The sequence below is a fragment of the Campylobacter concisus genome (genome assembly GCF_015679985.1).
Taxonomy (GTDB): Bacteria; Campylobacterota; Campylobacteria; order Campylobacterales; family Campylobacteraceae; genus Campylobacter_A; species Campylobacter_A concisus_AC.
The window spans coordinates 836,736-854,473 of the sequence record NZ_CP049239.1 but is presented as its reverse complement, the minus strand read 5'-3'; the positions used below and the strand labels follow the sequence as shown (position 1 = coordinate 854,473).

Genomic DNA, 17,738 nt, shown 5'->3' with positions numbered 1-17,738 from the left:
GTTGCAAAATAATAGCTTGATCCTTGGCGGCAAGGAGTTTCAAAGCCGCTTCATCCTTGGCTCTGGCAAGTACTCGCACGAGCTCATCGACTCAGCCATAAACGAGGCTGGAGCGCAGATCCTAACCCTTGCTCTTAGGCGCATAAACGAGAGCAAAGAGCGAAATATACTCGACTTTATCCCAAAAGGTGTGACGCTTTTGCCAAACACAAGTGGTGCTAGAAACGCTAAAGAGGCTGTTCGTATCGCCCAGCTCGCACGTGAGCTTGGGTGTGGAGAGCTTGTTAAGATAGAGATCATCACTGACTCTAAATTTCTCTTTCCAGACAACGCTGAGACGATAAAAGCGTGCGAGGCGCTGGCAAATGACGGCTTTGTGCCGATGCCATATATGTTTCCAGATCTAAATGCCGCAAGAGCGATGCTAAGTGCGGGAGCAAGCTGCATAATGCCTCTAGCTGCGCCCATTGGCTCAAACCAAGGGCTAGTTTTTAAAGATATTATTGAGATTTTGATAAACGAGCTTGATACGCAGATCATCGTTGATGCTGGCATAGGCAGGCCTTCACAAGCGTGCGAAGCTATGGAGATGGGAGCGGCTGCTATCATGGCAAACACCGCCATCGCCTCATCTAAAAATATCCCGCTCATGGCAAGAGCCTTCAAAGAGGCGATCATCGCTGGTCGCAACGCCTATCTAGCAGGCCTTGGCGCAAAGAGCAAAAGCGCAAATGCCTCATCTCCGCTCACTGGATTTTTAGACTGATGAATTTTACTAAAACTGATCACATGCAGCTACTACCTCACATGCAGGACGTTGGTAGCGACATTATGGATGAGATTTTAAAAGAGCGTGCGAGCTACAAACCTGAAATTTACACCGAGGCTGACGTAAAAGCAGCTCTTAACGCAAAGCACTGCTCACTTGAAAATTTAAAAGCCCTACTCTCGCCTGCTGCAGCGCCATTTTTAGAGCCAATAGCCCAGCTAGCTCAGGCTAAGACAAGGGCAAATTTTGGCTCAAATATCACGCTTTTTACACCGCTTTACATAGCAAACTACTGCGATAATCTCTGCGTTTATTGCGGTTTTAACGCTAAAAATAATATAAAAAGAGCAAAGCTAAGCGACGAGGAGATCACAAGGGAGTTAAGAGAAATTTCAAAGAGCGGTTTAGAAGAAATTTTGATCCTAACTGGCGAGAGTGAGACAAACTCAAGTGTCACTTACATCGCAAATGCCTGCGCTTTGGCAAAGAAATTTTTTAAAGTCGTTGGGGTTGAAATTTATCCACTAAACTCTGAGGACTACGCCCTACTTCACAAAAGTGGCGCAGACTACGTGACCGTCTTTCAAGAGACCTACAATCCCACAAAATACGAAAAAATCCACCTTGGCGGCAATAAAAGGATCTTCCCATACCGCTTAAATGCACAAGAGCGAGCGCTTCTTGGAGGCATGAGAGGAGTTGGCTTTGCGGCACTTCTTGGCATAGATGACTTTAGACTTGACGCCTTTGCTACGGCACTTCACGCAAGCTTGGTTCAAAAGAAGTATCCGCATGCTGAGATCGCGTTTTCATGCCCAAGACTTCGCCCTATCATCAACAACGACCGCATCAATCCGCGTGACGTGGGCGAGCGCGAGCTTTTGCAAGTGATCTGCGCTTATAGAATTTTCATGCCAACAGCCAGCATAACGATCTCAACCAGAGAAAAGGCGAAATTTCGCGACAACGCCGTAAAGATCGCTGCAAACAAGATAAGCGCTGGCGTAAAAGTAAGCATCGGCGCTCACGGCGAAGAGAAAAAGGGCGACGAGCAGTTTGAGATAAGCGACGACAGAAGCGTGGATGAGATAAAAGCAATGATAAAAGCAAACGGCCTAGAGCCCTTGATGAGCGAGTATGTCTATGTTTAAAATTCTCTGCGTGGCTGACTTTGAAAGCTATGATGGCGATGATTTTTTAAAGAGGATTCAGCTACTTTGTAAGGCTGGTGTGGATGAAATTTTGCTTCGCGCAAAGGGGCTAAGCGAGGCTCATTTTTATGATCTTGCTAGGGTTGTGGCTCAAATTTGTGAAAACTACCGCAAGAAATTTATCATTAATCACTTTTTTGACGTAGCTTGCAAGCTAAAGAGCGACTTTTGGCTCACTTCGGCGCAGCTTGATTTTTTTAAAAATCACGGCGTTTTTTTAGAAGAATTTAGAAAAACAGCTAAAATTTACGCCCCAGCTCACAACCTAGAGCAGGCTAAAATTTCAGCCACTATCGCTGATGTCCTCGTAGCTTCTCATATATTTGCCACCTCTTGCAAGGCGGGTTTAGAGCCAAAAGGGCTAAATTTTATAAGCGAGCTAAAGAGCTTTGATAAAGAAATTTTCGCACTTGGCGGACTAGACAGCGGGAACTACAAAGAGGCCATAAAGGCAGGCGCAAATGGCATTTGCTTCATGAGCCTAGCAATGAACGGCGATATAAACGAGATAAAAGATATAGTAAAAAATAAAAATATATAAAATTTTTCGTATAATAATACATATAATTTTATATATTTTGTTAGATCAGCTATCTATGAACATAAAAATTTTTAAGTAAAGATCAACAAAAGTAAAAAATCAGCTATAACTTATAAAATTTCTAATAATCAATAAAACAAGTCAAGAGCCTTTAGCGTAAGCCCTAGAACAAGCTAAATTTATGAAATTTTCTTTGATTTTGGACGAAAGGCTTTCATCACACTTTCATCGGTTTCTATAAATGCACCACCTATTAGATCGATACAGTATGGCACCGCTGGAAATACCGGCTCCAAGCACTCTTTTATCGCCTTTGGCTGTCCTGGTAAATTTATGATGAGCGCGTGGCCTCTTATGCCTGCTGTTTGGCGTGACAGGATCGCTGTTGGGACGTATTTTAAGCTCGCAGCTCTCATTAGCTCGCCAAAGCCTGGCATCATCTTCTCACAAACTGCCTCTGTTGCCTCTGGGGTAACATCTCTAAGAGCTGGTCCAGTACCACCGGTCGTTAGCACAAGATCGCAATCAAGCACATCTACCATGTGTATGAGCTTCTCTTTTATTAGCTCAAACTCATCTGGTATAACTTCGCAAAAATACTCTTTTTCGCTCACTATCCAGCTATCAAGCACTTCACGTATGGCTGGACCAGACTTATCTTCATAGATGCCACCACTTGCACGATCTGATAATGTTAAAATTCCTATCTTTGCTTTCATCTTTTACCTTTTAATAGTTTTCATTTAAAATTTTCGCCAGCGTCTCTTTATCTACGCTCTCGTATGCTAGCAGATATGAGCTAATCTTTGCGATTTGCTCATTTGTGCCTTTTAAAAAGGATGCGATCTCCTCTTTTGCTTGCTTTAAAATTTCTTCTACATCGTTTGGATTTGGCACAAAAGAGCTTCCCATACCATATTCATAAACCATCTTTGAAGCGATCTCTTTGGCTAAATTTAGATCACTACTTGAGTTTGAAAAGATGTCATTTTCATCTATCTCAAGCTTGCACATACCAGCGATGAGCACCTTGATACGAGATATCATCTGCGACTTTGACTCGATCTCTTGCTCTGTAGCCATAAACCTATCTTCTATAAGAGAAATTTTTTCAAATTTCACATCAAACCAGTAAGCACTTAGTGCCTTTGCTCCTTGATAGATGGCCTGTATCTTCTTCTCGTTTTCGCTATAGCTTAGCACCTTTTTCTTGCCGAGCAAGACCTTATTTAAAACAGCCTCAAAGTCCCTCATCTTAAGCACACTCTCGCCGTTTCTTAGGGCATTTATCGCAGCTTCATTTACAAGCGTACTGAGTGCCGCACCTGAAAAGCCAACGCTCATTTTAGCGATATCCTCAGCCGCCACTTCGCAGTTTTTATCTTTTAGATATGTGTTTAAGATCGCCACTCTGTCGTTAAAATCAGGCATAGAAAGAAAAATTCTCCTATCAAAACGCCCTGATCTAAGTAGCGCCTCATCGATCATCTCGATCCTATTTGTAGCAGCTATGACGATGACACCAGAGTTATCTTCAAAGCCATCCATCTCGGTTAGTAGCTGATTTAGCGTAGCTTCTCGCTCGTCGTTTCTAGTCCCACCCCTGCTCTTACCAACAGCGTCTATCTCGTCGATAAAGATGATTGAGGGCGCATAGGACTTGGCTCTACTAAAAAGCTCTCGTACTCTCTTTGCGCCCATGCCGACATAAATTTGCACAAAGCTTGCACCGTTTTGATAAAAAAATGGCACATTTGCCTCGCCAGCAACTGCCTTTGCCACAAGCGTCTTACCAACGCCTGGAGGGCCGATCATTAGCACGCCTTTTGGCATTTTGATACCAAAATTTCTATATTTTTGTGGATTTTTTAGAAAATCAACTATCTCGCTAAGCTCGCTTTTAACCTCACTAATGCCTGCCACATCGCTAAATCTCACATTTGAGATGACTGGCATAGTGTTTTGATTTAGCACGCTTTCTATCTCAAATACACCCTCTTTTTTGCTAAGCAAGCTCTCCTCTTTTTTCCTAATACTTCTAAAGATATAAGCATACCAAAGCACAAAGCAGACAAAGATGATAAATCCCCAGATCATGCCAGGAGTGATATATTGCTTAGTCTTTTCAACAGGCACTTTTTTAATAAGCTCTTTTAGATCGATGCCCTCTTTTATGATTGAAAAACGATTGTTTTGTGCATAAAGCACGACTTCATCATCATCGATTACAGCGCGGTCTATAAAATTTCCATCCATTAGCTGCATATATTGCAAATATGTGATATTTCGTGGCTCTTTACTAACGGCAAATAACAGCACACTGATTAATGCGATAGCTGCGATTATTAGGATATTTTTTTTATTAAATTTAAATTTTTGCATAATTGGCATCTGGCTTAACTTCATATTCGCTTACCTCCACCCACTCTTTTGTTATATCTTTTTGGCTTAAAATTTTAGCTTTGTTGTAAAACTGATCAAAGCCCTCGTAAAACTCACCATTTTTTTGCTCGACTAAAATTTTCAAAGCTCCGTTATGTTTTTTTCTAAAATTTTCATTATTTTGCAAAGCTATGCTTTCTAAAATTTTTAGCCTACTTTTTGCCACATCACCGCTAACATCGCTTTTTAGCGTAGCTGAGTGCGTATCACGCCTTGGCGAATAGACAAAAGCGTGCAGATGTGTGATAGGAAATTTCTTAAAATTTTCCACAGCCTCTACCCAAATTTCCTCACTCTCACCAGGATGACCCACGATATAGTCCGTGCCAAGGGCAAAGCCAAGAGAGCTAAGCTCATTAAAAAGTTCCAAATCACTAAATGCATTATTTCGTCTTCGCATGATCTTTAGCATCGCCTGACTCGTGTGCTGAAGTGCGATGTGCAGATGACGCTCCAGCCACTCTTCTTTTAAAATTTCTCTAAAGCTCTCATCTATCTGGCTTGGCTCGATACTTCCAAGCCTAATGCGTCTAATGCCAGAAATTTTACCCAAGTTTGCTAAAAGCTTACCAAGAGAGCTATTTGTATCTTTGCCGTAACTGCCTATATTTGTGCCAGTTAAGACAAGCTCATTATAGCCGTTTTGGGCTAAAATTCTTGCCTCTTTTAATATCATAGCCTCATCCATGCTTCTAGCCTTGCCGCGAACCGAAGGGATGATGCAGTAGCTGCAGCTAAAGTTGCAGCCTTCTTGAATTTTTATAAAAGCCTTTGTGTGATTTTCGTAATTTGTAACTATATTTTTATCAACTGAGTTTAAATTCCCAAGCTCAAAAAATGGCTTTTCTTGCTTTAAAAGCTCATTTAGATCGCTCTTTTTACTAGCTCCAAGTACGCCAAATATACCGCTATTAAATAGCTCTTTACCCTTACTAACCGCGCCACATCCAGTCAGCACTACCTTCGCTCCACGCCTTTTTACGCCGTTTATGTAGTTTCTGACACCGCTATCGGCAGAATTTGTAACAGTGCACGAGTTTATGACCACGATATCTGCGCTCTCTTCGTCGTTTGTGATCTCGTAGTCCTTGATGTAGCTTTTTAAAAGCTCGGTATCGTAGATATTTGTGCGACATCCAAATGTTTTAAAAAATATCTTTTGCATTAAGAATTTTCACTCTCTTGCTCGCTATGAGCGGTATGATCGCTTGGATTTTCTTTTTTACCTATAAACATGGTTTGTGTTGGATAAGCGATCTTTATATCATCTTGAGCTAAAAATGCTTCTATTATCTCTGCGCTAATAGTACTTCTAAGAGCCAAAGTCGCATAAGAATTTGCCATATACCAGCATGAGACATTTATACCATAAGGCTCAAAAAATGTATAAATTCTTGGCTCGACGTTTGGGTTTTTGATACTGTATTGGCTTCTTAGTTTATTCATCTGGCGTTTTGCGATATCAGTGTAGCCTTTTGAGTATTTTTTAACGACATTTCTTGCTAGATACACAGCTTTTTTATGATTACTATCAAAGCTAATAACGATATCTATACCATCCCAAACGGTCTTCATGCCATAATGAGCATAGTTTGCGATGAGATCGGTAAAGATATAGTTATTTGGCACAAAGATAATTCTACCTGCACGGCGGTTTGTCTTATAAGTAGAGTAGCTAACATCCTCAAAAACAGTCAGCCTAAGTAAAGAGATATCGATCACATCGCCCACAAATTCGCTACCATCATGAAGCACTCTGATCCTGTCACCCACATGTATAGAGCCGCCAAACATGATCACCATCCAGCCAAGCATACTCATAAACATATCTTTCATTGCAATGGCGATACCAGCCGAAGCAAAACCTAGCACGGTTACTAAATATGTGACGTTTTCGATATACGAAAAAAGTAAGATTATGATGATAACGGTGATATTTAAAACGTTTAAAAATTTATTGACCGTGTAAAATCTCTCATTATCAGTAATCGTTCTTTTAACGATAAATTTAGCGATAAATGTTAGCCCGATCGTCAAAAGAATGATGATAGCTGTATAACCCATGCTTAAAAACTGAGCTTTTATATCAGAGGTGGTTAAATTTATAGCCTCATCAGCCCTTTTTTCATAGACATTATAAGTTGTATCAGCGATCTGTTTTGCCGCTTTAAAGTCGCCTATTTCTTGTTTTACCAAGTTTAGGCTTTCCCTATTTTGCTCATTTTCTTCGATCAAATTTAGTCTATTTAGTAAATTTTCTTTTGTTTCAAGCTTTTCCAAAAGCGTATCAAGCTCTTTTATATGCCTTTGATACTCGATCTTATCACTCTTTATCTTTTTGATATACGAAAAGCCAGATATAAGTGCAACAGGACTTGTTATCCTTGGTGGAGTATCCATTTCAGGGGCTGCTAGCATATTTGAAAATGGCGTTTTTTCATACTCTTTTAGTAAATTTATCTGCTCTTTTAGAGTTTGGATTCTCTTTATGATATCGCTGCCTCTTCTTGAGCTTTTGTCCAGTTTCTTTAGTTCATTTTCATTTTTTTCAAGCTCATCAATAAGCCTTTGATAAGTGTTATAGTTAGCATACCTTGTGATCCAGATATTGTTTTTTAAGGAGTTATCTAGATTTGAAATATCTTTAATAAGCTCGTTATTTTGTAAATTTTGTGAGACATTTTGCTCAAGCGTAACGTTTTCTTCGGCATAAAGGGTAAAGCAAAAAAGTATTAAAAATAGGATCTTTTTCATTTAAATTCTCTTAAAATTTTTAAAACGTCTTCTTTTTTGACGTCATTTTTGATGATCGCACTGCCGATTTTATCTGCAATGATGAAATTTATCTTATCATCTTTTGTCTTTTTATCCATAAAAAATGCCTCATAAAATGCATTTTCGTTTTGTATTTTATAACTTACCGGAAGATCAAATTTTACTAAAACCTGCTTGATCTCTTCAGTCTCTGCCTCGCTCATGAGTCCTAGTTTTACGCTTAAGCGATTTGCCATATTCATACCTATCGCCACTGCTTCGCCATGTAAAAATTCTTTATAATTTGTCTCATTTTCTATAACGTGAGCAAAGGTATGTCCGTAGTTTAGGATGGCTCTTAGCCCTTTTTCTTTCTCATCTTGTTCAACCACTTTTGCTTTTAAAATTACCGACTTTTCAACCAGCTTAGCTAAGTTTTCATCATCTAAATTTACGCTTTTTAGCCAATCAAACATCTCTTTATCAAAGGTTATCGCCATCTTTAAAGCCTCAGCCACGCCAGCTGCAAATTCTCTCTTTGGCAATGTCTTTAAGAAATTTATATCGCAAAAAACTGCCTTTGGCTGATAAAAAGAGCCTATTAAATTTTTGCCAAATTTATTATTCACACCAGTCTTTCCGCCCACACTCGCATCAACTTGCGCTAGAAGCGTAGTTGGGATATTTATGAAATTTATTCCTCTTTCATAGATGCTCGCCGCAAAGCCAGTCATATCGCTTATGACGCCACCACCAAAGGCGATTAGCGTAGATGAGCGATCAAATTTACTCACAAAAAGATGCTCTAAAATTTGCTCTACCGTTTCAAGGTTTTTATACTCTTCGCCGTCAGGCACACTTATGATAAATTTCTCATCACACTTCAAAACACTAAGTAGCTTTTCAAGATGAAGCCCCGCTACTTTAGCGTTTGTAACGATGCCAACCTTGCCTTTTAGCTCTAGTCTCTCAAGCTCATTTATATAAATTTTATAGCTTGATGCTTTTTCTTTAAGATTTAAATTTATCTGCATTTTTACTCACTTACTGGCACAAAAAGCTGTGCATTTTGGCTTAGCTTCTTATAAAGCCTATTTAAATTTGTTGATAAAAAGGCAAATGCCCCACCATTTGCCACGCTTTTAGTAAACATCACAAAATGAAGCAGATCTTTTGTATTTTTTAGTTTTACAAGTGGATTTTTAAGATTGTGATTTTCTATCTTTATACGCTTAGAAAATAGCGCGCTAATGCTCTCAAAATGCTCTCTTAACGCCTCATCATCGCTATGCTTATTATCAAAATAGTAAAATTTCATCTCCAAATCAAGCTGTGCACAGCAGTCTGTTATCACGGCTGATTGATTCTCCACTTCTTGACTTTGATCGCCTAGTATAACGCCCTCTTTTATATTTGAGAGCAAAATTTTACCCGTTTTTAGCACTGGAAGTTTTAGCTCATAAAATAGCTTTTTAAATTTAAAAAAGTATTTATCATCGCTTAAGATTAGGCCGATGTCGTGCTTTAAAACATCATATTTTATAGATTTGTTATCACTATTAAAATAATCCATCAAAACAATGATATTTTTCTCTTTTATTGCTTTTAAAGTATCTAAATTTTCACCTAAAGTTGGATTTATCACTCTAAAAAAAAGGCGTTTATTATTTAGCTTTGAATGCAAATACAAGCTATCCTTTATGAGCTTGCTAACACGTTCTTTATCCATTGAGATCATGTCGATCAGCACATAGATATTGCTACCAAATGGACTTGGAAACTGTCCACTTTCACGCTTGATCGAGCGGTAAACATTTTGAAGCACATTTGGATCACCAACGATTAGCAGTATATCGCTTGGCTGTATCATTACATTTGGCTTTGGCAAGATGATCTCGCTGCCTCGATATATGAGAGCTATTCGCCATTTTTTTTGAGCTACTGAGCTGATGTGACGATACATATAAGAGCTACCTATTGGCACCTTAACTTCCATGATCTCACCCTCGCTAAGCCCGATATTATCGGCTAAAACCGGCAGATCTGGTAAATAGTCCATAAGCCTTGATGCTGCAATATCTCTGATATCAACCACGCTTAAGTGTTTATCGCTTGCAAATATTTCTTTGCATTTTTCATCAAGCTCCCATGAGCTCATAAAAACAGTCTCGGTCTTTGTGCTGATCTGTCTTAAATTTTCATAAACAGCAACTGCCTCATTTTTATCATCGCAAACTATACAAAACTGACTAAAATAGCCATCGCTTACGCTTTTTAGCTTTGAAAGACTAGTTGGGTCAAACTGGTAAAATGTAAAATTTTCATAATTTGATTTTTGACTGTAATCCTCACTTGAAACAACGATATAGTGATGCAAATTTGATTTTGTTTCAAGCAGTCTGTTTAAAAAATTTCTTGCGAAAGTTCCATCTGCGATTATTAAAATTTTCTTCATCAATTCTCCGTATTTTAAAGCTCACATTATAACAAAAGGTCTTTAAAATAAGCTATTTTGGCTATAAATTTAAAATTTACAGCCAAGAAAATTTAAGAGATTATTTCAGAGATTAGCGTATCGATTGCTAAATTTGTAGCCTTATTTATCGTATCAAAAATAGTACTTGAGCTTGGATCTGGACAAAGAATTTCTTTCGTGATCATGCCAGATTTTAGCGAAGTGTTTGCATTAAACAGCTCATAAGCTAGTGAAACTTCGGCCTTGTCGCCTCTTATCTGAAGTGAGATGATGCTAACTTTTAGCCTAAGATCTTTTGCATTTGGCGAAAATATCGGCTTTGCAGCGCAGTTTGAATAAAGCCCTTTTACAAGCGATTTATAGACCATTTCGCTTGGCTCAGATACAAATTTAGCGTCGCTTAGATATCTGATTTTATTATTCTCAGCCACAATCAAAATTTTTCTAGTATCGACCATATCAAGAGCGCTTACATTTTCGATGAAGACATTTTTTAGCTCTTTTTGCTTATTTTCAGCTGAACAAGCCTTATTTGAATAGTGAATTTCATACATCGTTGCAACTGGCACGTCCGTCTTTAGCGAGCAGCCAAGAAAGAAAAAAGTAGCCGCTATACATATCAAATTTCTCATTTCTTATCTCCTTTGTCGTTTGGCACTGGATTTGTGAAGAAAAACTCGTAAGGATTATCTTCAAGCCTTTGAAGCGCACCTCTAAATTCACGAAGTGTCTTGTCAAATCCATTCAAAAAATCACTCGCTTCTCTTAATAACGGTCCAACCGTATTTCTAAGGTCGTATTCGCCGTCTTTAGCCTTTTTAGCGATGAGCTCTTGCAGCGAATTATATCCGGTGATAGCCGAATTTGCCGATACAAAAACTTGGTTTGCATTTGAAATTAGTCTATTTAAATTTTTAGCAAGTTCTTTTGTGTCGGTTTTGTTTAAAGTATCTGTAAAATTTTTTACATTTTTAACGATACTATCAACCTCACTTAGCCCCTCTTCATCTGTTAAAACTTGTGTAAATTTATCAATATTTTTAAGGACTGACTCTACGTGAGCGATATTTTCAGGCGAGAAAAAGTTATCGACTTTATCAAGTGTTTGATTTATCTTTAAGGTGATGTTTTCAGCGTTATTTCCAAGCTTTGAAAAGAGGCTCTCTTCAAGCTGCAAGATAGGCTTTTGACCTGACGCAAAGTCTTTTGTGCCACGGCTTATATTTACACTAGCCACACCGCTGATGGCCTGAACTTCTATACTTGCCACGCTATCGGCCTTTATCGGCAGATCTTCTCTAATTTTCATTGTGATGTTTATAAGAGCATTTTTGTTATCGACAAAATTTATATCACTAACACTTCCGGCTGGCACACCGATAAATTTAACCGTAGAATCGACCTTTAATCCACTTGGCAGCTCAGTCGTGTGGATGTAGTACTCTTTAAAATCAACCTTTGTATTATTTTTACTAGTCATCCACCAGATAAATATCGCAAATGCTGTAAGGCAAGCCATAAAAAACATGCCAACAATGGTATAAGAATTTCTATTTTCCATCTACTTTTTCCTCATTTTAAATAGCTCTTCAAGTGGGTTGTTTTTAAGATATTCAAGCTCTTTTATATTTCCCTCAAAGGCTATTTTTTTGTTATCTATTATCAAAAATCTATCCAAAATATCAAAAATACTATCAGCATCATGAGTCACCATGACAACAGTCACGCCGATGCTATCACGAAGCTCTTTTATGAGTGCATCCATCTGGCGTGAGCTAACAGGATCGAGGCCACTATTTGGCTCATCTAAAAATAGCACCCTTGGGCTTAGTACCAAAGCTCTTGCTAGCGCAGCACGCTTTTTCATACCGCCACTTAGCTCGCTTGGATAGAGCATTGAAACCTCTTTTTTAAGCCCCACCTTTTGTATCCAAAACATCGCTATCTCATCGATCTGGCGCTTGTTAAATTTAGAGTACTCATGAAGCAAAACACCCACATTATCAAGGATTGTCATCGAGCTATAAAGTGCGCCAAATTGAAACATTGTCCCAATTTTTAGTTTGATCTCTTGCTGCTCCTCTTGACTACTTTTCCACATATTGACGCCATCAAAAAATATATCGCCCTCGCTTGGCTTTTTTAGATATATCATCGTCTTCATAAGAGTCGTTTTACCAGCGCCACTGCCACCTAAAAAGCCGTAAATTTCAGCCTCTTTAACGCTCCAGCTCACATTATCGTGCATTATCTTATCGCCATAACTTGTCGTTATGTTTTTTCCAACTATTATTTCATTCATATCTTTAGCCACATAAAAATTATCGCGAAAAATGCATCAAGCGCAATGACCCAAAATATCGCATTTACGACGCTAACTGTTGTCATTGCTCCAAGGCTTTGGGCGTTTTGACTAACACCAAATCCCCTCATGCAGCCAATGATCGCTATCACCGCACCAAAAAATGGAGCCTTTATCATACCAACAGCAAAGTGCCTAAGCTCGACCATCTCGCGAAATCTATTTAAATAGTCGCTAAAGCTGATATCAAGTATCGTTTGGCAAATAATCATCTGCCCTAAGATACTTATCGCGTCAGCTATAAAGATAATGACAGGCACGCAAAGTACCATGGCAATGATGCGTGGCAGCACCAAGAAGTTAAATGGCTCAAAGCCCATCGTCTTCATCGCGTCTATCTCTTCGGTTAGCTTCATAGCGCCAATTTGAGCAGTAAAACTAGAGGCTGATCTACCCGCGATGACGATAGCAGCGATGAGTGGGGCCACCTCTCTAAGCGTTAGCATACCCATGATCTCTACTATAAATATACTTGCCCCAAAGCTTGCAAGCATCGCACTGCCAAGATAGGCAAGCACAACACCTATCAAAAAAGCGGTGAGGGATACGATAAAAACGGCATTTACGCCGCCATCTTTTATATAGTTACTAAATTCCCTAAATCTAAGACTGGCTGGATTAAATAAAATTTTTACGCTTTTTATTAAAAATTCGCCCAAGAACGTGCCAAACTCAGCTAAATTCACAAAACCTTCACAAATTTTTTCACCGAGTCGTGAGAAGAAATTTAGACTATTGTGCGGCGGCATATAGTTAAAATCAATCTTTTCATCATTTAAAAGATCACCCATCGCCTTTATCTTCTCATCATTTGTAATGATCTCAAATTTCTTACCATTTAGTGCATTTCTTAAAAGTATCAAAACAGCGTAATCAATGCTCTTTAGCTCACTAAAATCAAATTTAATATTGCCGTTAAGTTTTTGGATTTTTTTAAAAATGCTTTGTAAATTTTTTGCGTCTTTATAGCTAAACTCACCTATAAATTTTATAGTCTGAGCGCCATTTGCCACTACAAAAATGACATCATTTTTATTTTGCAAAAAGTTCCTTTGCCTTAAAATTTCTAGATTATATTATAAATTTTGTTAAAATAAAAAATCAGAAAATAAGGGATAACAATGAAATTTGAAGTTATAAAAAAAGATGGAAACGCAAGGCGTGGTATCCTAACAACTGCCCATAGCGTGATACAAACGCCAGTTTTCATGCCAGTTGGCACGGTTGGTGCGGTTAAAAGCTTAGACGCCTTTGATATGAGTGAAATTTTAGACGCAAAGATAATCTTAGCGAACACCTACCACATGTATCTGCGCCCCGGAAGCAAGGTCGTGCGCGAGTTTGGCGGGCTTCATGGATTTTCTAAATTTGAGCGCTCATTTTTAACAGATAGCGGTGGGTTTCAGGCATTCTCGCTTAGATCAAACACCAAAAACGATGATGGTGGGATAAAATTTAAAAGCCACATCGACGGCAGCACGCACTATTTTACGCCAAAGTCCGTTCTTGATACGCAATACGATCTAGGTAGCGACATTATGATGATACTTGATGATTTGGTTGCCCTACCTGCTGAGCCAAAGAGGATCGATCTAAGCATAAAGCGAACGATAAAATGGGCAAAAGAGGCGATTGATTATCATAAATTTATGCAAAGTAAAGGCGTTGGCTTAGAGCAAAACATCTTTGGCATCGTTCAAGGAGGTACTGATTATGATGCGCGTAAATTTTGCGCCGAAGCTTTAAATGAGTTGCCATTTGATGGCCTTGCGATAGGAGGTCTTAGTGTTGGCGAGAGTAATGAGGCGATGTATGACACTGTTGAGGCGGTTATGCCATTTATGGATGAGCTAAGACCGCGTTATCTAATGGGCGTTGGCACGCCAGAGGATCTCGTAGAAAACGTGGAGCGAGGCGTTGATATGTTTGACTGCGTCATGCCAACAAGAAACGCAAGAAACGGCACGCTCTTTACTAGCTTTGGCAAGATAAATATAAAATCAGCTAAATTTATAAACGACCACGCGCCAATTGACCCGCAGTGTCAGTGCTATACCTGCAAACGCTACCCCAGAGGCTATCTAAATCACCTTTTTAAGGCAAGAGAGCTCACATTTTTTAGGCTAGCAAGCCTTCACAACCTGCACTACTATCTAAATTTGATGAAAGAGATGAGAGAGGCAATAGAAAGAGGCGAATTTGCCAAATTTAAGAGAAATTTTTATGCTAAAAGGGTAAAAAATGAGCTATAAAAGTTCAGTTTGTGGATATTTTTATGGCGATGAATACGACTATATTTTGCTTGTTTCTTTCACGCAAAAACAAAGCTATAAATTTTTATTTAAAAATGGCAAAATTTATAAAGAAGACTTTGATCACGAATGTGATAAAAACGAGTTTGAAACAGCCCTTAAAAAGCTATGTAATGAATATGCAAATAAAATTTTAGAGCATCAAGAAGAACTAAACGAGTATGAAAAAATTTACGCTAGTCGAAAAAACTTTAACAAATTTATCAAAAGACACCACTTCTTAAAATACGAGATTAGAAAATTTCAAAACAAGATATCTCACTTTTATGAGACACTTTCGATTTGTCAAAGTGAGCAACAAAATTTAAAAAAAGAGCTTAAAAATAGTACTCATGAGGCAAATGTTTTTAGAACAATGGCCAATGAATATGCATGCAGAATCGATGATATTTATACATTTATACAAAGTATAAAAAACGACAAAATCAATCAAAATATTTATATTTTGACAATGATATCAGCTGTAATGCTGCCATTAAATCTTATAACTGGCTTTTTTGGTATGAATACACAAGGCTTACCATTTAATGAAACTAAAAATGCTACTATGATAGTTGTATCAATAATGCTTGGAGTAATTCTTTGTTGTGTTATTTTTTTATTTTGGTATACAAATAAGAAGAAGTAGAAAATAAATAAATTTAGTATATAAGGTATCTGAAACTTTGTATATATTTTAAATTTTTATAGCCTAGCGGTAAAAACAATAAAAATAAATAGATTTTTTAATATTAAAAACAAAAAAATATTTAAAAAAATTAAATTTAAAAAGAAGATTAAAAGTCCTGAATAGACTTCAGGACAGATAGTAAGATTATTTTCTAAGTTCGCGGATTTTAGCAGCTTTACCACGAAGGTCACGTAGATAGAATAATTTAGCTCTTCTAACACGACCTTTTCTAAGAACTTTTATCTCTTCGATAGAATCACTAAAAATTGGAAAAATTCTCTCAACGCCAACACTATTAGCACCAATTTTTCTAATGATAAATGTTTCACCGGTACCGCTACCACGTCTAGCTATACAAATGCCTTCAAAATTTTGAATTCTAGTTTTATCGCCTTCGTGAATACGAGTAGCAACACGCAATGTATCTCCTGCACGGAAGTCAGGAATATTTTTACTAGCAATTTGAGCATTTTCAAATGCTTCAATGTATTTATTTCTCATGTTTTTCCTTATTTATGTGGCTTAAGCTTTTGATATAAATCAGGGCGAAAGAACCTTGTTTTGCAGTGAGCCATCTTATTTTTTAAAGTGTGGATTTTAGCATGGTTACCCTTTAAAAACTCTGAAACCACAAAGATTGATCTAAAATTATCAGGCTTTGTAAAAGATGGGGCTTCAAGTAAATTATCCTCAAAACTCTCAACTTCAAGGCTCATATCGTTTCCTAAAACTCCAGGTATATTTCTTGATATTGCATCACTCATACAAAGCGCAGGAAGCTCTCCGCCAGTTAAAATAAAATCACCTATACAAAAAACTTCATCTGCCCAAAGCTCAACAACTCGTTCATCAAGACCTTCATATCTACTACAAACAAAACAAATGTGATCTTTTTTAGAAAGCCTCTTTGCATCATTTTGATTAAATTTTTTACCAGCTGGCGTTAAAAATATCACATGAGCATTTTTATCTTTTTCTTTTAGAAATTTGATCGACTCATCCAAAGGCTGTGGAAACATCAAAAGTCCTGCTCCGCCTCCAATCATATAATCATCAACTTTATTATGTTTATCTTCAGTAAAATTTCTTGGATTCATAAAATCAATTTCAATAAATTTATTACCAATTGCACGTTTTAAAATAGAATCACAAAAATAAGGTTTAACTAAATTTTCAAAAAGTGTAATAAACGTAAATTTCATGAATTTTCTAAAATGGCTCTAGCACCTTTTACCAAAATCTCTTCATTGTCTAAATTTACACTTATAATAAAATGCTCTAAATATGGAATGTAAAAATTCTTTGGTTTACCACCTAAGGTAAGCTCTTCATCAGTTTTTATGTATAAAAGTGAATTTGCAAAATTATCTTGGATATCTTCTACAATACCCAAAATTTCACCATTTTCTATAATTTTTAAGCCAATAATATCAAACTGAAAAAATTCATTTTTTTTTAATTTGCAGTTTTTTCTAGTGAGCTCTTTTGTGGTATATATAGTTCTATTTACAAGCGTTTTAGCAAGATCTAAGTCATCAAAATTTTCAAATAAAACCAGCTCTTTTTGTCTATTATAGTCTTTTATGGTCAGCTGATCATTGTTTTTGTCAAAAAAGGTTGCACCTTTTTTAAACTGTTCTGGGAAGTCGCTCTTATTGTGAAGCTTTAAGTAGCCCTTTAAACCAACACACCTTCCAATGGTAGCGACTTCAACAATATCACTATTCAATAGCTTTTACCGTTACCCTATAACTTGTATTATCTTTGGCTTTACAACCAATAATAACGGTCTTTATAGCGTTTATCATTTTGCCATCTTTGCCGATAAGTTTTCCCGTATCAACCTTATCAGCACTTATGATTATCTCAGCAAAATTTTCACCAAGTTCCTTGCGATCAACACTTACTTTATCAGGAAAATCGGCAATCAACTTGGCATATTCGTATAAAAAATTTTTAACCATTATTTTGTAATTTGTACAACTCTATCGCTAAGTTTAGCACCAACGCTTTTCCAGTAATCTAATCTCTCTTTGTTGAAATTTATAACATTTGGCTCAACCATAGGATTGTAATAGCCAATACTTTCTATCCAGCCACTATCACGTCTTTTTCTGCTATCTGTAACAACTATACGATAAAAAGGTCTTTTCTTACGTCCCATTCTTGTTAGTCTTACTACTGTTGCCATATTATATTTC

Annotated in this window: 20 protein-coding genes; 5 read left to right on the top strand and 15 right to left on the bottom strand. The window is 37.4% G+C overall.

The window, feature by feature from the left end; translation table 11 throughout:
• Nucleotide 1: 1 nt before the first annotated feature.
• The 3 genes from G5B98_RS04390 to G5B98_RS04380 are packed head-to-tail and all read left to right on the top strand — an operon-like array spanning nt 2 to nt 2,521.
• Nucleotides 2-766: a thiazole synthase gene (locus tag G5B98_RS04390; protein ID WP_103624274.1), complete on the top strand. Its 765-nt coding sequence runs from the start codon at nt 2-4 to the stop codon at nt 764-766.
• Nucleotides 766-1,920 carry a 2-iminoacetate synthase ThiH gene (gene thiH, locus G5B98_RS04385; protein ID WP_196087299.1) on the top strand — a complete coding sequence of 385 codons (1,155 nt, stop codon included), beginning with the start codon at nt 766-768 and terminating at the stop codon, nt 1,918-1,920. Before G5B98_RS04390 ends, thiH begins: the two co-directional genes overlap by 1 nt.
• Nucleotides 1,907-2,521 carry a thiamine phosphate synthase gene (locus G5B98_RS04380; RefSeq protein ID WP_232525374.1) on the top strand — a complete coding sequence of 205 codons (615 nt, stop codon included), beginning with the start codon at nt 1,907-1,909 and terminating at the stop codon, nt 2,519-2,521. Before thiH ends, G5B98_RS04380 begins: the two co-directional genes overlap by 14 nt.
• A gap of 179 nt (nt 2,522-2,700) precedes the next feature.
• Here G5B98_RS04380 and mog read toward each other — a convergent pair whose 3' ends face one another.
• From mog to G5B98_RS04330, 10 genes are all read right to left on the bottom strand, one after another.
• On the bottom strand, nt 2,701-3,240 hold the full coding sequence (gene mog, locus G5B98_RS04375) for a molybdopterin adenylyltransferase (RefSeq protein WP_196087297.1): 540 nt from the start codon (nt 3,238-3,240) through the stop codon (nt 2,701-2,703).
• 10 nt (nt 3,241-3,250) lie between these two features.
• Nucleotides 3,251-4,903, bottom strand: coding sequence for an AAA family ATPase (locus tag G5B98_RS04370; protein WP_196087347.1), 1,653 nt, complete (start codon nt 4,901-4,903; stop codon nt 3,251-3,253).
• Nucleotides 4,890-6,128 (bottom strand): tRNA (N(6)-L-threonylcarbamoyladenosine(37)-C(2))-methylthiotransferase MtaB, encoded by a 1,239-nt coding sequence (gene mtaB / locus G5B98_RS04365; protein ID WP_196087296.1) that lies wholly within the window; start codon nt 6,126-6,128, stop codon nt 4,890-4,892. Before mtaB ends, G5B98_RS04370 begins: the two co-directional genes overlap by 14 nt.
• On the bottom strand, nt 6,128-7,717 hold the full coding sequence (locus G5B98_RS04360) for a mechanosensitive ion channel domain-containing protein (protein WP_196087295.1): 1,590 nt from the start codon (nt 7,715-7,717) through the stop codon (nt 6,128-6,130). Before G5B98_RS04360 ends, mtaB begins: the two co-directional genes overlap by 1 nt.
• Nucleotides 7,714-8,751, bottom strand: a complete 1,038-nt coding sequence (aroB, locus tag G5B98_RS04355; protein ID WP_196087294.1) for a 3-dehydroquinate synthase — start codon at nt 8,749-8,751, stop codon at nt 7,714-7,716. The genes G5B98_RS04360 and aroB overlap by 4 nt, the downstream gene beginning before the upstream one ends.
• 2 nt (nt 8,752-8,753) lie before the next feature.
• Nucleotides 8,754-10,172, bottom strand: a complete 1,419-nt coding sequence (locus G5B98_RS04350) for a COG3400 family protein (protein WP_103580342.1) — start codon at nt 10,170-10,172, stop codon at nt 8,754-8,756.
• Between the two features lie 92 nt (nt 10,173-10,264).
• Nucleotides 10,265-10,825: an ABC-type transport auxiliary lipoprotein family protein gene (locus tag G5B98_RS04345; protein ID WP_196087293.1), complete on the bottom strand. Its 561-nt coding sequence runs from the start codon at nt 10,823-10,825 to the stop codon at nt 10,265-10,267.
• Entirely contained in the window at nt 10,822-11,754 is a 933-nt protein-coding gene (locus G5B98_RS04340; RefSeq protein WP_196087292.1) for an MlaD family protein, read from the bottom strand. The genes G5B98_RS04345 and G5B98_RS04340 overlap by 4 nt, the downstream gene beginning before the upstream one ends.
• Complete coding sequence (locus tag G5B98_RS04335; protein WP_196087291.1) at nt 11,755-12,495, bottom strand: ABC transporter ATP-binding protein; 741 nt, start codon at nt 12,493-12,495, stop codon at nt 11,755-11,757. It lies immediately after the preceding gene.
• Nucleotides 12,492-13,598: an MlaE family ABC transporter permease gene (locus G5B98_RS04330; RefSeq protein WP_196087290.1), complete on the bottom strand. Its 1,107-nt coding sequence runs from the start codon at nt 13,596-13,598 to the stop codon at nt 12,492-12,494. Before G5B98_RS04330 ends, G5B98_RS04335 begins: the two co-directional genes overlap by 4 nt.
• A gap of 78 nt (nt 13,599-13,676) precedes the next feature.
• On the opposite strand from G5B98_RS04330, the gene tgt reads away from it, so the two are divergent.
• Both tgt and G5B98_RS04320 read left to right on the top strand, forming a co-directional pair.
• A complete protein-coding gene (gene tgt, locus G5B98_RS04325) occupies nt 13,677-14,807 on the top strand; it encodes a tRNA guanosine(34) transglycosylase Tgt (RefSeq protein WP_196087289.1) in 1,131 nt (376 codons plus the stop codon).
• Nucleotides 14,797-15,495 carry a CorA family divalent cation transporter gene (locus tag G5B98_RS04320; RefSeq protein WP_087577001.1) on the top strand — a complete coding sequence of 233 codons (699 nt, stop codon included), beginning with the start codon at nt 14,797-14,799 and terminating at the stop codon, nt 15,493-15,495. Before tgt ends, G5B98_RS04320 begins: the two co-directional genes overlap by 11 nt.
• 186 nt (nt 15,496-15,681) lie before the next feature.
• On the opposite strand, the gene rplS is transcribed toward G5B98_RS04320, so the two are convergent.
• The 5 genes from rplS to rpsP are packed head-to-tail and all read right to left on the bottom strand — an operon-like array spanning nt 15,682 to nt 17,728.
• The gene (gene rplS / locus G5B98_RS04315) at nt 15,682-16,038 is read right to left on the bottom strand and encodes a 50S ribosomal protein L19 (RefSeq protein ID WP_021090978.1); all 357 of its coding nucleotides are present in this window, start codon (nt 16,036-16,038) and stop codon (nt 15,682-15,684) included.
• Between the two features lie 8 nt (nt 16,039-16,046).
• Nucleotides 16,047-16,739, bottom strand: coding sequence for a tRNA (guanosine(37)-N1)-methyltransferase TrmD (gene trmD, locus G5B98_RS04310; protein ID WP_196087288.1), 693 nt, complete (start codon nt 16,737-16,739; stop codon nt 16,047-16,049).
• On the bottom strand, nt 16,736-17,266 hold the full coding sequence (gene rimM / locus G5B98_RS04305; protein WP_196087287.1) for a ribosome maturation factor RimM: 531 nt from the start codon (nt 17,264-17,266) through the stop codon (nt 16,736-16,738). Before rimM ends, trmD begins: the two co-directional genes overlap by 4 nt.
• On the bottom strand, nt 17,259-17,501 hold the full coding sequence (locus tag G5B98_RS04300; RefSeq protein ID WP_021091005.1) for a KH domain-containing protein: 243 nt from the start codon (nt 17,499-17,501) through the stop codon (nt 17,259-17,261). The genes rimM and G5B98_RS04300 overlap by 8 nt, the downstream gene beginning before the upstream one ends.
• Nucleotides 17,501-17,728, bottom strand: coding sequence for a 30S ribosomal protein S16 (gene rpsP / locus G5B98_RS04295; protein WP_021090829.1), 228 nt, complete (start codon nt 17,726-17,728; stop codon nt 17,501-17,503). The genes G5B98_RS04300 and rpsP overlap by 1 nt, the downstream gene beginning before the upstream one ends.
• Nucleotides 17,729-17,738: the final 10 nt, after the last annotated feature.